The 15,158-nt window shown below is 71.6% G+C and carries 12 protein-coding genes; 2 read left to right on the top strand and 10 right to left on the bottom strand.

The window, feature by feature from the left end:
• Window positions 1-205: 205 nt before the first annotated feature.
• The 4 genes from FLL47_RS08385 to FLL47_RS08400 all read right to left on the bottom strand — a co-directional run bounded on the left by FLL47_RS08385 (window position 206) and on the right by FLL47_RS08400 (window position 3,872).
• Complete coding sequence (locus FLL47_RS08385) at window positions 206-1,099, bottom strand: chaplin family protein (protein WP_186315611.1); 894 nt, start codon at window positions 1,097-1,099, stop codon at window positions 206-208.
• Between the two features lie 374 nt (window positions 1,100-1,473).
• Entirely contained in the window at window positions 1,474-2,352 is an 879-nt protein-coding gene (locus FLL47_RS08390; RefSeq protein ID WP_144119868.1) for a hypothetical protein, read from the bottom strand.
• Window positions 2,345-2,839 carry a SigE family RNA polymerase sigma factor gene (locus FLL47_RS08395; protein WP_144119869.1) on the bottom strand — a complete coding sequence of 165 codons (495 nt, stop codon included), beginning with the start codon at window positions 2,837-2,839 and terminating at the stop codon, window positions 2,345-2,347. The genes FLL47_RS08390 and FLL47_RS08395 overlap by 8 nt, the downstream gene beginning before the upstream one ends.
• A 118-nt stretch (window positions 2,840-2,957) precedes the next feature.
• Window positions 2,958-3,872: a hydroxymethylglutaryl-CoA lyase gene (locus tag FLL47_RS08400; protein ID WP_144119870.1), complete on the bottom strand. Its 915-nt coding sequence runs from the start codon at window positions 3,870-3,872 to the stop codon at window positions 2,958-2,960.
• Window positions 3,873-4,050: 178 nt separating this feature from the next.
• Between FLL47_RS08400 and FLL47_RS08405 the strand changes: the two genes are divergently transcribed.
• Window positions 4,051-7,284, top strand: a complete 3,234-nt coding sequence (locus FLL47_RS08405) for a S8 family peptidase (RefSeq protein ID WP_144119871.1) — start codon at window positions 4,051-4,053, stop codon at window positions 7,282-7,284.
• Window positions 7,285-7,341: 57 nt separating this feature from the next.
• Here the strand turns inward: FLL47_RS08405 and FLL47_RS08410 are convergent, their stop codons facing one another.
• The 6 genes from FLL47_RS08410 to FLL47_RS08435 form a co-directional block, all read right to left on the bottom strand.
• Window positions 7,342-8,679, bottom strand: coding sequence for an acetyl-CoA carboxylase biotin carboxylase subunit (locus FLL47_RS08410; RefSeq protein WP_144119872.1), 1,338 nt, complete (start codon window positions 8,677-8,679; stop codon window positions 7,342-7,344).
• A 172-nt stretch (window positions 8,680-8,851) separates the two neighbouring features.
• Window positions 8,852-9,463, bottom strand: a complete 612-nt coding sequence (locus FLL47_RS08415; protein WP_144119873.1) for a TetR/AcrR family transcriptional regulator — start codon at window positions 9,461-9,463, stop codon at window positions 8,852-8,854.
• A gap of 35 nt (window positions 9,464-9,498) precedes the next feature.
• A complete protein-coding gene (locus tag FLL47_RS08420; RefSeq protein ID WP_144119874.1) occupies window positions 9,499-12,372 on the bottom strand; it encodes a hypothetical protein in 2,874 nt (957 codons plus the stop codon).
• The gene (locus FLL47_RS08425; RefSeq protein WP_144119875.1) at window positions 12,369-12,746 is read right to left on the bottom strand and encodes a hypothetical protein; all 378 of its coding nucleotides are present in this window, start codon (window positions 12,744-12,746) and stop codon (window positions 12,369-12,371) included. Before FLL47_RS08425 ends, FLL47_RS08420 begins: the two co-directional genes overlap by 4 nt.
• Window positions 12,747-12,844: 98 nt before the next feature.
• Window positions 12,845-13,615, bottom strand: coding sequence for a hypothetical protein (locus tag FLL47_RS08430; protein WP_144119876.1), 771 nt, complete (start codon window positions 13,613-13,615; stop codon window positions 12,845-12,847).
• 1 nt (window position 13,616) lies between these two features.
• Window positions 13,617-14,135: a SigE family RNA polymerase sigma factor gene (locus tag FLL47_RS08435; RefSeq protein WP_144119877.1), complete on the bottom strand. Its 519-nt coding sequence runs from the start codon at window positions 14,133-14,135 to the stop codon at window positions 13,617-13,619.
• 173 nt (window positions 14,136-14,308) lie between these two features.
• Between FLL47_RS08435 and FLL47_RS08440 the strand changes: the two genes are divergently transcribed.
• Window positions 14,309-15,091, top strand: a complete 783-nt coding sequence (locus FLL47_RS08440; protein WP_186315612.1) for a maleylpyruvate isomerase family mycothiol-dependent enzyme — start codon at window positions 14,309-14,311, stop codon at window positions 15,089-15,091.
• Window positions 15,092-15,158: the final 67 nt, after the last annotated feature.

The following is a 15,158-nucleotide window of genomic DNA, read 5'->3' on the forward strand; positions in this document are numbered from 1 at the left end:
TTAAGTTACCACCAGGTGAGACACCCCGCCTCCCCCGCCAGGTGCGACCCCGCCCCACCCCCGGCGCAACTCTCGGGGACCTGCGGCCTCATGCCGCGACTTCTTCAAGAGTTGCGGCAGGTGGGGGGTGGGGCGGGCAGGGCGTGGGGGGTATGGGAAAGGGCCGGCGCGCGTCCGCGCCGGCCCTCTCGGTGGGGAAGATTGTTCAGCAGAAGTTCGCGGTGGAGCCGCCGACGCTGGAGGCGTTGGCGTTGCCCAGCAGCGCGCCCACGGCCACGCCGGACACGTCGATCGGCGCCTGCACCGGCACGAACACCTGGTTGCCGCTCAGGATCCCCGAGTTGCCGAAGGTGTTCCAGTTCAGGTCGCAGGTGCTCGGCGCGGCGTGCTGCCACTTCTTGCGCTGGTTCATCATCTGCTGCTGCTGCTTGGCGCCGATGCCGACGCTGGCGCTGGTGTTGCCGACCGCGCTGGTCAGGCCACTGGTCAGCCCGTTGATCGGCAGCAGGCCGGTGATGACGTCCAGCGGGGAGCTCTCGGCCACGGTGCTCTCGATCGGGGCCGCCGTGGACACGAAGTCCTTCTTCTTCTTGTTCTTGCCCTGGTGCTGGTGCCAGCTGGGCTCGCCGTAGGGCTGCGGGTACGGGTCCTCGTCGACGTCACCGGGCTCCGCGCCGGGCAGGTTGGCCTCGGAGCCGCCGACGCACCACGCGTTGGCGTTGCCGAGCACCCCGACACCCACGCCGCAGGCGTTGATCGGAACCTGGATCGGGGCCAGCACCTGGTTGCCGCTCAGGATGCCCGAGTTGCCGAAGGTGCTCCAGTCGGTGGCGAGGGCGTCCTCGCCGTAGTTGGCCTCGCTGCCGCCGGTGCAGCTGGCGTTGGCGTTGCCCAGGATGCCGATGGCGATCCCGCAGATGTTGATCGGGGCCTGCACCGGCAGCTTGATCTGGTTGCCGCTGCCGATACCGCTGTTGAAGGAGGTGTTCCAGTTGTCGGCCGCGTGCGCGCCCGTACCGCCGACGAGCAGCACGCCGGCGGACAGGACGCCGACCTTCACGGACGTCTTGGTCCACGTGCCCAGCGAAGTCGCAGTCATGTGAATCGCAGTGCCTTTCGATCTGGAATTGCCACGGGGAGATGCAGTGTCTTGCCATGTCACGGCTACTTTGGGTAGCGACCTATGTGCACGATGAGCGCGCCGGAGTACGGTCACTCCGGCTGTCGACGTGCGCCCGTAGTCACCTGATTCGGCTCGTACAAATAGGGCATTTATGACATCGCAAGGGTCAACGAGCCTGCCATTCCTCGGACACGGATGACCGAAGCGATCACCCAGGGCGGCAAATGCCATTCCTTGCACGAATTACGGCTTATGTCCGAATTGCTCCAGATTGAAAAGCCAGGAACGGTCAAATAGCTGACAGGGAGTGACCTATGGTCACTCCCTGTCAGTGTTGCTACGGGCCGGATTCAGCAGGCCGTGGTGGCCCCGCAGATCCGTGTCACGGCCTTGCGCCCGAGATCTTCGGCGAGCGCCTCGTCGGCGGCGCCAGGGGTGTCCGGGAACATCAGGCTGAGGTTCGTGTACACCGCACCCACGCGCACCAGCACCAGCAGCACGTCCGGGCTCAGCCGGACGAGCAGCGACTCGTCACCGGCGAACCCGGTGCGGACGATCTCGAACTCGGCGTGGGTCTCCCGGTGATCCACCACGGCGCAGTGCTCGAACCCGGCGCGTTCGTGGGCGACCCGGGCACCGGCCAGCTGGGCCGAACCGTAGCCGTACGTCCGCTGTAGCACGTGCATCCGGCCCTGCCCCGCGGCCAGCACCCGCTGCCGGAACGACTCCCGGACCCGCGAGGTGTCCGGCGCGGAGGGCTTGCCGTCCCACTGGCCCTTGTCCTGGCACAACCCGGTGACGTACTGGTAGGTCTCCCCCAGGTACTCGCCCTCGTCCACCCGGTGCGCCGGGCTGACGTCGGACGCCCGGAGCATGGCGCCCGCCGGGATCACCGTGTCGAACGGTGCGCCCACGGTCGCCGAGGGACCGGCTGTCGGCGAGGTCAGGCCCTGTGCGCGGGCCGAGGGAGACGTGCTGATCCGTGGCACCGCGGAGACTGTCGGGCTTGGCGTCGTGGCGGGCGGCGCGGGATCCTCGGGCCTCGTGCCGAGCGCCAACGCGGTGCCCGCGACCAGGACGGCGGCCACCACTGCGGCGGCGGTCATTCCTGCCGCGTGCACGCGGCGGCGGCGCTCCCCCCGGCCCCGAATCTCTTCAGGCGAGGCCCAGATCATCGCCGGCATGTCCGCTCCGAACCCGTCGAGCTGCTGGGAGATGTCGTCACGCATAGCTGGTCCCCGTCGTCTCGGTGCGGAGCAGGTGGGCGAGGGCCTGCCGCCCCCGGGAGAGACGTGCCTTGACCGTGCCCTCGGCGACTCCCGTCTCGGCCGCGATCTCGGCGACGGAGCGGCCCGCGATGTGGTGCAGCACGATCGCGGTGCGCTGCGCCTCGGGGATGCCGCGCAGCGCGGTCACCAGGGCGACGGTGTTCTCGTCCGGCGGCTGCGCACTCGTTTCGGCGCCGTGCCTGCGATGCGCGGTGAACATGTTGCGGGTACGCCGCCAGCGGCTCACCGCGATCCGGAACGCCACGGTGCGCACCCAGGCCTCGGGGTCGTCGTACGCACCGACCTTGCCCCAGTTCTGCCAGGCCCGGGCATAGGCCTCCTGCAGCACGTCCTGCGCGTCCTGCAGGTCACCGGTGACGGCGTACGCGCAGCGCAGCAGCCGTTGCCTGCTGCCCAGATAGAACTCGTCGAACACGGGTGGTGACATCCGTGGCTCCCCGCTGATGGCTGTCATGTCACCCACAAGTCACGCCCGCACCCGGTGGCCGGTTGCGGGCGATTCCTGTTATGTCGCGGCGATCCCGCCTGGGCGGCGTCTGCCCAGGTCAGCTCACGGTGCGGCTGCGCGGGCCGGCCCGCAGCACGCCGGACGGCAGCTCGCGGCCCACGATCTGCTCGGCCAGCCGGGCCGCGTCGATCAGCTTCACCAGGTCGATCCCGGTGTCGATACCCATGTCGTGCAGCATGTGCACGACCTCCTCGGTGGCGACGTTGCCCGACGCACCCGGCGCGTAGGGGCACCCGCCCAGGCCGCCGACGCTGGCGTCGTACTCGGTGATGCCGAACTCGAGCGCGGTGAGGATGTTGGCCAGGCCGGTGCCGCGGGTGTTGTGGAAGTGCAGCAGCATCGGCACGTCCGGGTGCCGCTCGCGCACGATCGACAGCAGCTCGCGGACCCGGCGCGGGGTGCCCATGCCGGTGGTGTCGCCGAAGGCCACCCGGTCCGCTCCGTCGGCGACGACCCGGTCCACGATCGCGGCCACCCGCCTGGGGTCCACGTCCCCCTCGTACGGGCAGCCGAAGCTCGTCGCGATGATCACCTCGGCGGTGGAGCCGCCCTCGTGCAGTGCCGGGATGAGCTGGGCGATCTCGTCCAGCGACTCCTCGGTGGCGCGGTTGATGTTGCGGCGGTTGTGCGTGTCGGAGGCCGACACCACCACCTCGACCTCGGTGAATCCGCCGGCCAGGGCCCGCTGGGCGCCGCGCAGGTTGGGCACCAGGGCGCTGTAGCGCACCTTCGGGTTCCGCGCGACGGTGCTCCACACCTCGTCGGCGTCGGCCATCTGCGGAATGGCCTTGGGGTGCACGTACGAGACGGCTTCGACGCGCCCGACGCCGGTGGCGCTCAGCGCGTCGATCAGCCTGACCTTGTCCGCGGTGGGCACGGGGTCCTCGTTCTGCAGCCCGTCACGCGGGCCCACCTCACGAATCGACACCCGGTCCGGCAGCACAGCACCCATGCCGTCACCTTAACCCTCGTTAACCTCAGCTGCCCACCCCTCCCCTGACCTCTCCGTTCGCCGAACCTTCACAAGGATTTGAGGTATTCATTCATGTCTCTGCACAACGCGTCGGCCGTTCGGTGCGTCTCTACGAACGACAGTCCAAGGAGGACTGATCGAACGGACGGGGAGGAACATGCGATCCAGCAGAGGAACGAGGGCATTGCTGGCCGGGGGGATCGCCGCCGCGCTGCTGATGGCCGCGCCCGGCACCGCGGGCGCTGAACAGGCCGCCTCACCGCAGGCGGACCGACCCGCACTGAGCAACACGAAGACGCAGACCGTGGCGCTGATCACCGGCGACCGGGTGTCGGTGCACGGCAACGGCCGGATCAGCCTGACCCCGCGGGACGGCGTGACCTACCGCAGTTACCGGGTCAAGGACCACCACTACGTCATCCCGTCGGACGCGGTGCCGCTACTCGCGGCGAACCGCCTCGACAAGCGGCTGTTCGACGTCACCGAGCTGCTCGCGGTCCAGGCCACGCGCAAGGCGACGCTGCCGCTCATCATTTCCGGCGCGAGCTCCGCGCCCGGCCTGACCGCCGAGCGCAGGCTCCCGGCCGTCAAGGGCTTCGCGGCCGAGGTGCCGGAGGAGTCCCTGGCCACGCAGTGGCAGGCGACCCGCAAGGCGAGCACCGGCAAGATCTGGCTCGACGCCGTACGCAAGCCGGCACTCGACCAGAGCGTTCCGCTGATCGGCGCGCCCGCGGCCTGGTCCGCCGGGTTCGACGGCACCGGCGTGACCGTCGCGGTGCTCGACACCGGCATCGACATCACGCACCCCGACCTGGCCGGCAAGATCAGCGCCCGGCAGAACTTCACCGAGGGCGAGGAGGACGACCTCGACCGGGTCGGCCACGGCACCCACGTCGCCTCGACCATCGCGGGCAGCGGGGCCGGTTCCGGCGGCAGGTACAAGGGTGTCGCGCCGGGCGCGTCGCTGCTCGACGGCAAGGTGTGCGTCGAGGGCGGCTGCGCCGAATCCTGGATCCTGGCCGGCATGCAGTGGGCCGCGGAGTCCGGGGCCGACGTGGCGAACATGAGCCTGGGCGGCGGCAACACCCCCGACATCGACCCGCTCGAGCAGGCCGTCAACGACCTGACCGCGCAGTACGGCACCCTGTTCGTCATCGCGGCGGGCAACTCCGGTGCCGACGAGACCGTCGGCTCCCCGGCCACCGCTGAGGCGGCGCTGGCCGTCGGGGCGTTCACCAAGAGCGACGAGCTCGCCGAGTTCTCCAGCCGGGGGCCCAGTGCCGACGGCTGGACGGTCAAGCCGGAGATCGCCGCACCGGGTCAGGAGATCGTGGCGGCGCGCAGCAAGGACGGCTTCCTCGGCGAGCCCGGCCAGCTGTACATGCCGCTGGACGGCACGTCCATGGCCACCCCGCACGTCGCGGGCGCGGCGGCGCTACTCACCCAGGTCCACCCCCAGTGGACCGCGGCGCAGCGCAAGTCCGCACTGATGGCCTCCGCCAAGCCGTCCGCCGGTGTCGGCGTGTTCGCGCAGGGCGCGGGCCGGGTCGACGTCGCGCGGGCGATCACCCAGCAGGTGACCACCAGCCCCGCGTCGGTCACGTTCGGCCTACAGGAGTGGCCGCACCAGGACGACGAGGTGCGCACCAACACGGTCACGTACCACAACGGGGGCAGCGCGGCGGTGACCCTGCAGCTCGCGCTGACCGGGGCGCCGGCCGGCGTGTTCTCGCTCAGCGCCGACACCGTCACGGTGCCGGCCGGCGGCGACGCGTCGGTGAGCATCACCGCCGACACCCGCCAGGGCGGGGACGTCACCGGCGGCATCGGCGGTCAGCTCACCGCCACCGCGGCGGGTGTCTCGGTCCAGACGCCGTTCGGCGTCGTCCGAGAGGAGCTCAAGCACACGGTGCACGTCACCGCCACCGAGCGCGACGGCGACCCGGCGGAGAACGCGTTCACCGTGCTGGTCAGCCCCACCACGTTCAAGGATTACCTGGTGTCCGGGGCGAGCGCCGACCTGCGTCTGCCGCCGGGCGAGTACTTCGCGTTCAGCTGGGTCGACGAGGAGAACGACGGGGCCCCCTCCACCACCCAGGTGGTGTACCCCGTGTTCAAGGTCGACGGCCCGGAGTCGTTGGCGATGGACGCGCGCGGCGCTGGTGTCTTCGACATCACCGTGCCCGACCCGAAGGCCGACGTGGTGCTGGCCGCGTACGACGTCAACATGGAGTTCGAGAACGGCGGCATCAGCGTCGGCGTGCTCGGCGACGCGTTCGCCAACATCTACGCCAAGCAGCTCGGCCCGACGAATGTCACCGGGCTCAGCTCGGCACTCACCGGAACGCTGGCCGAGACGGACGAGGAGGGCAACCCGGCGCTCGCGCCGCACGTCTACAACCTCGGCTGGCACCAGGCCGGCAGCCTGCTCCCCGGGCTGGTCAAGCACCTGCGCTGGTCCGATCTCGCCACCGTGAAGGCCACCCACGGGGTGCTCGACAAGGGCACCAACGGCGTGAAGCTCAACTTCCTCGCGCCGCCCGACGGCGGTGGCGGCTGGGCCACCGGCTGGCCGACCCCGCTGCCGTTCACCCGCACCGACTACTACGCGGGCAACGTGCCGTGGCAGGTCGAGCTCATGGTGGAGAAGCCCGCCGTGGGCGAGGACTGGCCGGAGACGGTGTCCAACAACAGTGCCGGCGCGGACTACCGGGCCGGCAAGACCTACCAGGAGCACTGGAACAAGGGTGTGTTCGGGCCCAGCGTGGCGAAGTTCTTCCCGGGTGACCGACCGGCGGTGCGCGAGGGCGACCTCATGTACGTCGGACCGGCACTGCTCGGTGACGGCCAGGGCAGGGCGGGCTTCGGACAGATCACCAGCGGCAAGGGTGCGCTCTACCGCAACGGTGAGCTGATCGCCGAGGCCACGGACGGCCCGTCCGTCTACACCGAAGAAGTGGACCCGGCCAAGGCCTCGTTCCGGTTCGACGGCAGCCTGGAGCGCGACTCCCGCCTCACCACGAAGATGTCGGTGAGCTGGACGTTCAGCTCGGGCCACACGGACAAGCCGGCGTCGCTGCCGCTGACCGCGGTCAGCTTCGCGCCGAAACTGGACGACCAGAACGTCGGCAAGGCCGGTGGCCTGGGCGTCTACCCGGCGACCTTCACCCAGACCGAGGGCTCCGGCCGTGTGGTCAAGCTGTCGGTCAAGGCGTCGTACGACGACGGCAAGACCTGGGTCAAGGTGCCGGTGCTGTACCTCGGCGGCCAGTGGCTGGTCATGGTGGTCCACCCGAAGGCGGGCGGCTTCGTGTCGCTGCAGGCGTCGGGCGCGGACGCGAAGGGCAACACCTTCGACCAGACCGTGATCCGGGCGTACGAGATCCGCTGATCACCGTTACGAAGAAGGGCCCGGCGACCGTGGTCGCCGGGCCCTTCCCATCTCGATTCAGCGCATCCGGGTGACCAGGGCGGTGTCGTAGTCGCCCGAGACGAACTCGGCGTTGTCCATCAGCTCGGCGAAGAACGGCAGGTTGTTCTTCGGCCCGATCAGCTCGAAGGCGGCGACCGCCGCCTTGGCCCGGATGATCGCCTCAGCGCGGTCGGCGCCGTACACGATGACCTTGGCCATCAGCGAGTCGTAGCTCGGGGTGACGATGTTGCCCTCGGCGTAGCCGGAGTCCACCCGTACACCCTCGCCGGCCGGCTCGACCCAGGTCTTGATCGCGCCGGGGCCGGGCAGGAAGCGCTTCGGGTCCTCGGCGTTGATCCGCAGCTCGATGGCGTGACCCCGCGACACCAGCGCGGCCGGGTCGAACTGCACCGGCAGCCCGGCGGCGACGCGCAGCTGCGCCTCGACCAGGTCGATGCCGAACACGGCCTCGGTCACCGGGTGCTCGACCTGCAGCCGGGTGTTCATCTCCAGGAAGAAGAAGTCACCGGTGGCCGGGTCGAACAGGCACTCGACGGTGCCCGCGTTGCGGTAGCCGACCGCCTCGCCCGCGCGGACCGCGGCAGCCAGCAGCTTTTCGCGCTGCTCGGGGGTGAGCGCCGGCGACGGCGACTCCTCGACCAGCTTCTGGTTGCGCCGCTGCACCGAGCACTCGCGCTCGCCCAGGGCGATCACGGTGCCGTCGGCCAGGCCGAGGATCTGCACCTCGACGTGGCGCACCCGCGGGAAGAAGCGCTCGAGCAGCACCGAGCCGTCGCCGAACATGCGCTCGGCGAAGCCGCGCACCTTCTCGTACTGCTCGGTCAGCTGTGCGGCGTCGTCGGCGACGGCCATGCCCATGCCACCGCCGCCCGCCGCGGCCTTGACCATGACCGGGTAACCGATCTCCTCGGCCGCGGCCAGCGCGTCCTCGACCGTGGCGGCCGGGTCCGCGGTGCCGGGAGCGACCGGGACGCCGGCGGCGGCCATCAGGTTGCGGGCGTTGATCTTGTCGCCCATCGCGGTGATCGCATCAGCGCCGGGACCGACCCAGATCAGGCCGTTGGCGGCGACGGTACGCGCGAAGTCGGCGTTCTCGGAGAGGAAGCCGTAGCCGGGGTGGATCGCCTGCGCGCCGGTCTGCTTGGCGGCGTCCAGGATCGCCTCGGCGTTGCGGTACGACTCGGCCGGATTGGCCGGGCCGACGCACACCGCCTCGTCCGCCTCGCGCACGAACGGCAACTCGGCATCGGCCTCGGAGTACACCGCGATAGTGCGGATCCCCAGGCCCCGGGCGGTGCGGATGATGCGCCGGGCGATCTCTCCCCGGTTCGCGACCAGCAACGACTCGATCATGCGGCGTCCCCTCCTGCGCTTCAGCCAACCACACCGAGCCTAAACGCACGTTCAGTTCCACCCCCCAGGCGGGGCTGCGGTGCAGCCGCGACCAGCAGTTTCGGGGAAACTGCGGCTTCCGGGCATGCCGAGGGCGCAGTTTCCCCGAAACTGCGAGCGGTGGAGGGGGGCGTCAGCCCAGGAGGGCGGCGAGGGCGGCGGCGCGGAGAAGGGTGGCGCGGCGCTGGCGTTCGACTTCGCCGCCCAGGAAGGGGGTGGAGTTCATCAGGCCGAAGGCCGCGTGGGCCAGCACCCTGGCCTCGCCGCCGGTGACGTCGGCGCGTACGGCGGTCAGCACCTGCACCCATTCCTCGACGTACTGGCGCTGCAGCCGGCGGATCTCGCGACGCGGCTCCTCGGGCAGCCGATCCAGCTCGTGCAGGTGCAGCGCGATCACGGCGGGGTTGGCCAGAGCGAACTCGACGTGGAAGTCGACCAGTGCCTCGACCGCGGCCCGCGGGTCGCCGGGGTACTCGGACACGCGGCCGCGGCCGCCCGCCAGCAGTCCCTCGCTCACCGGCATCAGCGCGGCGACGAGCATCGCCTCCTTGCCGGCGAAGTGGTGGTAGAGGGCGGGTCCGGTGACGCCGGCGGCGGTGCCGATGTCGTCCATGGACACGCCGTGATAGCCGCGCGCGGCGAACAGGCCGACGGCGATCTCGAGGATCTCCTCACGTCGCGACCTGCGTGCCGGCTTTGCCGGGGGGGTGTCTACCTGCTGCTCCACTGCCGTCACCCGAGACATGCTACTCGCCGGTCAAGCGACACCTTAACGTCCGTTTAGTCCAGTTCAAACCCATATTCCCCTGCCAGGCGGCGGGCTTCCTCCGCCCGGTCGCACTGCATCAGCGTGTGCGCGAGCGCGTACGCCGCCCGCGGCAGCGTCGCCGAATCCCGGGGCAGGCCGTTCAGCACCTCGCGCAGAACCGGCTCGGCCTCCTCGGCCCGGCCCAGGGTCAGCAGCACCTCACCCGTGGTCAGGTCGGCGAGGAACGCCTCCCCGAACGCCTCCAGCCCGCGGAAGCGCTCCGCCGCGCCGCTCACCCGGGTCAGCGCCGCCCCCGGATCGCCCGCGCCGACCATGGCCCGCGCCCCGTCCAAGGCGAGCCAGGCCAGCTCGTACTGCGCCTCGGGCTCCTTGGCCAGCCCCGGCGGCAGCTCGGCGGCAGCGGCGTCGGCGAGCTCCACGGCCTGCCGGGCCCGGTCCGGGTCGTCGGCGTACATCGCGGCCACGGCCTGCCTGCGGCGGGTCCGCATCTCGTCCAGCGGCAGCCGCGCCACCCGGTACGCCGCGGCGGCCGATCCCAGCCGGGTCGCTGCCAGCCCATCGCGATCGAGGTCGAACAGCAGCTCACCGGCCTGCTCCAGAACCCGGGCCCGCCCCGCGGCGTTGTCGAATCCGTCCAGGTTCGCTGCCAGCTGATCGAGGTAGGACAGCGACTGCTCGGTCTCCCCCAGCCGCTGGTAGATCGCGGCCAGCAGGTGGCGCACCTGGTCGGCGAGGTTCTGGTTGCCGGCCCCGTCCGCGCCGTACACCGCCTCCTCGGCCACCTCGGCGGACTCCTCCACCCGGCCCGTGTTGAACAGAGCCACGGCCAGGTGGAACCGGGCGTGCTCGGCGTCGTCGTCGTGCACCTGCCCGGCCTCCGGATCGCCGCCGAGCCGGGCGACCATGGCGGCCAGGTCGTCGACCGCCTCCCGCGCCCGCGGCGTGCCCGCCAGCAGCACGGCACGCCGCTCCCGGACCTCGCGCTCCAGCGGCTCGGGCAGCACGCGCGCCAGCGCCCGGTCGTATGCCGCCGCCGCGCCGGCGTTGTCATCCAGCATGCTCAGGCCCTGGCCGAGGAAGAACTCGCCCAACCCGATCATCTCGTCCTGGCCCTCGGCGACGGCCTGTGCGATCAGCTCCCGCGCCGCGTCGGCGGACTCCTGGACCCGGCCGTCCGCGCCCAGTGCCTGCGCCCGCAGCAGCATGACCTGCAGCCGCACCCGCGCGCCCGGATCGGGCTCGCCGACCCCGGCGATGCGATCCAGCTCCCGCAGCGCCTCGCCCGGCTGCTGGGCGTGCAGCAGCGCGACCGCCAGCCGGCGCAGCGCCCCGGCCTGGTCCTTCGGCCCGCCGTGCACCAGCAGATAGTCCGAGGAGGCGCGGACCTGCGCCAGGCCCTCCTCCGGCTGGCCGTGCCGGCTGCGGTGCAGCCCCAGCCGGCCCCGGATGCGCTGGCCGCGCACCTCGTCCCCGGCCGCGGTGTAGCGCTCCAACGCCTCGGTCCAGGCCTGCTCGGTCTGCTCGGCCGTCTCGCCGTGCAGCCGCATGCCACGCAGGTCGGCGAGTCGGCCCAGCTGCAGCGCGGCCAGCCCGTCCGCGCCGATGAACGGCTCGATGAGCTGCCACAGCGCCTCCGAGCGGGGCTCGTCGTCGCGCCGCAGCGCCTCCTCGATCAGATCGAGCAGCAGGTCGAGGCCGGCGTCCGCGGGCACGTCGGCCAGGTCGGCCGGGACCGGGCCGCTGGGCGGGGGCGACACCGCGGGCGTACGCCGCATCGCCGCGCTCACCCGGGCGGTCAGGCTCAGCGGCAGCTGCTCCACCAGCGGCTCGGCCGCCAGCGTCGCGGCCACCCGATCGCTCTGCGCGGCGGTGCCGTTGCGGGCGTCGAAGCGCTTCGCCAGCGCGACGGCATGCGCCGCGAGGTGCTCGGCCAGCTCCGCGACGTCCTGCTCGGCGCCGCGCACCGGCCGTGCCCCGTGCCCGGCGGCGGCCAGGTGCCGCAGCACCAGCGCCGAGGCAGCGGCGAACTCCATCTCGACCAGCGGCGAGGACGCCTCGGGCAGCCACGGCAGGTGCCGCTCGACGAGTTCCAGCCCGCGGACGGCGTTGCCGCTCACCGCGAGGAAGTACACGTGGTCGGCGATCGTGCCGAGCTGACCCCGGTCGGCCCGGATCGTGCGGTAGGCCTGGTGGTGTGCCCTGCGTGCCTCGTCGAACCGGCCGGTGCGCAGGTATGGCAGCAGCAGCGCGGTGAGGATCTCCTGCGGCTGCTCGAGACAGGTCAGCTGCCCGGCGAGCACCGGGCCGACGAGCTCAATGGCCTCCGTGTCGCGGCCCCGGTCGGCCAGGTGCCGGACCTGGTCGGTCGGGTCGCAGCCGACGCAGTCCGAGTTGCCGTCGCGCGCGGCCGCCTGCCAGTGCTCGTAGTGCAGGTCGGCGGCGGTGCTGTCGCCGAGGTGCGACGCCACCAGCCAGCGGTGTTTGTGCACGGCCTGCAGGCTGTGCCCGCCCTCGGCGTAGCGGCGCTGCATGTCGTCGAGCACCGCGTAGGTCCGGGCCAGCGGCACGTCCGGGAACCTGGTCAGCGAGTTGACCATGTACTTGTAGTGCCAGAGCAGCAGGTACTCCTGGTCCCCGTGGCGCTCCGGATAAGAGTCGAAGCGGGCAAGGCACCAGGAGAACGTCACGAACCCCCTGGCCGGCAGGCCGCCGCGCTGATACGCCTCCGTCGCCGCCATCCGCGCGTGGAACCGCAACTGCTCGTCACCGAGCGCGTCCGCCTGGGCGATCGCCTCCTCGGCCAGCGCCACCTGACCCGCGCCACGGGGTGCGTCCCAGCACTGTTCGATCAGCGCGCGGATCCGGTCGGGGTTGGGGGTGGTCATGGAGCGCGGTTCTCCTCGTCGGTGCGGTCGTCGCGGCCCGGCGCCGGGAACGAGCGGTATTGCGGTGCCGTGCCGGCGGGGCGTGGTGCATGGTGCCCGCGCGGCGACGCCTCGGCGTAGCGCGCTTGCACGACCGGGTCCGTGGTGTCCGGCTCAGGTAGAGACGCGATGGGCCGCATCAAAAGGTTGCGGCGGCCGGGGACCAGTTGTGGACACCACCGCCGGGGTGGCGTCGGGAAGGCTGCCGACGCACCGGCCCACGCGCCGGCCGCCAACTCGTCCGGCCCGCGCAGGAGCACCCGCGGGACGCCGTGGCGGTGCTGGCTCAACAGGTCGACGGTGCCCCGTGGATCGACCTGAAACGAGTGGTCCACGCCGGACACCGTACCCGGATCCGGCGACGAGCGCGCGGCCACGACAGTCGAGCGGCCTCCCGGCGGGAAGCCGCTCGATGTGCCGCCGCAATACTCGGCTACTCGTAGCAGTCCTGGCTCTTCAGTTGCAGGCTGAGTTGGATCACGCCTGACGCGCCACCCATCTCGATCCGGTACACGGCTTCCTTGTTGCCAGGGACGTTCACGTAACCTCGCCCGAGCGGCTTGCCGGGATCCACCACCGACTTCCAGCTGGGGTAGATGGCGATCAGCTCCTCGTAGCTCATACCCAGCCGCGCGCCTTCCGGGGTCTCGACGCCCGGGAAGGCGTAGATCGCGGCGAGACCGAGTCGCGCGGAGAAGAACAGCATCCCGTCCACGTCCCGATCGTCGCGCGCCTCCGGTGCTCCCTTGAGTACAGAGCTGCTGTCGCACCCCATGCTATTGATCTTCCCGGTCGTGACGACCAGGCCCGTCCGGATCGCCTCAGCAGGACGTTGCCCGAGGAGGAGATCGCCGTAGCCATGCGGACCGAGCACATGTTTCGCCGGGGTCCCCGCGGGAGAAGGTGTCGTGGAAGCGGACGGCGTCACGGACGGATCGGGCGACCCGCTCGGAGTGACGGTGACCCCCTGGGTTGCGGGGACTTGTGGCGGGCCCTGGTTGCCGCGGTCCATGGAGGCGTATGCCAGCGCCGGCGCGGCCAGCAGCAGCACCCCCAGCACGCTCAGCGCGGCAGTCGTACGGGCCCGGCGGCGCTTGACGGTGTGTCGTACCGCGCCCGTGCCGGTGGCGCGTACCGACGGTGCCGCGGCCGCGGTGAAGCCCGCGAAGGCATCGTTGATCAGGTCGTCGTCGCAGTCGGTCATCTCAGTTCTCCTTCTTGAGCTGGGCGGCCAGTGCGGCACGACCGCGGCTGAGCCAGGATTTGACGGTGCCCTCCGCGACGCCCTCCTGCGCGGCGATCTCGGCGACCGGCAGCTGCGCCATGTAGTGCAGGACCACCCCCCGCCGCTGCTGTGCCGGGATTACGGCGAGCGCGCGGGTGAGCGCGACCCGGTCCGGATCGGGGCCTGCGGCGTGCTCCTCGCGCTGGCGGCGCAGGAAGTTCAGCGCTGTACGCCGCCTGCGGAAGGTGCTCGTCGCCAGGTTCCAGGCGACCCGGCGGACCCACGCCACCGGCTCGTCGTACCGGCTGATCCGGTCCCAGCGGGCGTACGCCCGGCAGAAGGCCTCCTGTACCAGGGCCTGGGCCTCACCGAGGTCACCCAGGTAGGCGTACAGCTGAAGGCTCAGCGGCGTGAACGCCGCCGCGTAGAACTCGTCGAAGTCGCGTGATGCGGCGGATGCCGCATCACGGACCCAGACCTCCCCGTGATGCGTGGCCATCGTGGTCACACGGTCCTTCCTCCCCGAAGCCACCGGTTCCGATCCGGTGGACGGCACGAACACGCGCGATCGGGGGTATCGGTTGCACCCCGGTCCACGACGGACGGCCGCGGTCCCGCGCCCTCCCGGCTCGGAGTCTTGCGTCGCAGGTGCATACGCGGAAAGCTGCGGCCATGTCCGCACACGACCGCACCGCTGCGGCCTGCCGCCACAGCCTGCATGCCCTCGCCAAGATCGGTGATCAGCTCACCGACGAGCAGTGGGCCGCCCCGACCGACTGTCCCGGCTGGACCGTCGGCGACGTGTACGCCCACGTGGTCAGCCTGGAGCAGTGGATGGCCGATGGCGGCGCGGCCCTGGACGGCCCGCCGCAACAGCTGATCGACTCCGGGATCGCCCAGTGGCGCGGCACCCCGCGCACCGCGGTGCTGGACGCCCTGCATGCGCTGCTGCCGGTGCGCGAGCGCCAGCTCACCGACGAACTGCGGGCGGCGGACGCGCCCGGCTGGTGGGTGTGGGCGAACACGGCGGTCCCGTTCGCGGTGCAGCTGTCGGCGCGGGCGTTCGACCTGTGGGTGCACGAGCAGGACGTGCGCCGTGCCCTGCGCCGCCCCGGCAACCTGGGTTCGGCCGGCGCGCAGGTCGCCCGGGACCTGGTCCTGCAGGCGCTGCCGCGGATCGTGGTGAAGAAGGCCGGTGCGGCGCCCGGCGCGGCGATGCGCTTCACCACGCTGGGCGAGCTGCCCCAGGACTTCACCGTGTACGTCGACGAGCACGGCCGCGCCGCGGTGGGGCTTAGCGACACCCACCCGTCCACCGCGCACGCCACGCTGAGCTGGGAGGCGTACGCGCTGCTGGCCGCCGGACGCAGCACCCGCGACCGGCAGCAGGTGTGGCTCACCGGCGACGTCGCCCTGGCCGAGCGCGTCCTCGATCACCTCAACATCGCCCCGTGAACGAGGAGAGGCGGGGCCGGGGGCAACCCCGCCCCCCCCCCCAGGGGGACCCGCCAGCGCCCCTGAA

Origin of the sequence: Catellatospora sichuanensis (assembly GCF_007483665.1) — a bacterium.
Classification (GTDB): domain Bacteria; phylum Actinomycetota; class Actinomycetes; order Mycobacteriales; family Micromonosporaceae; genus Catellatospora; species Catellatospora sichuanensis.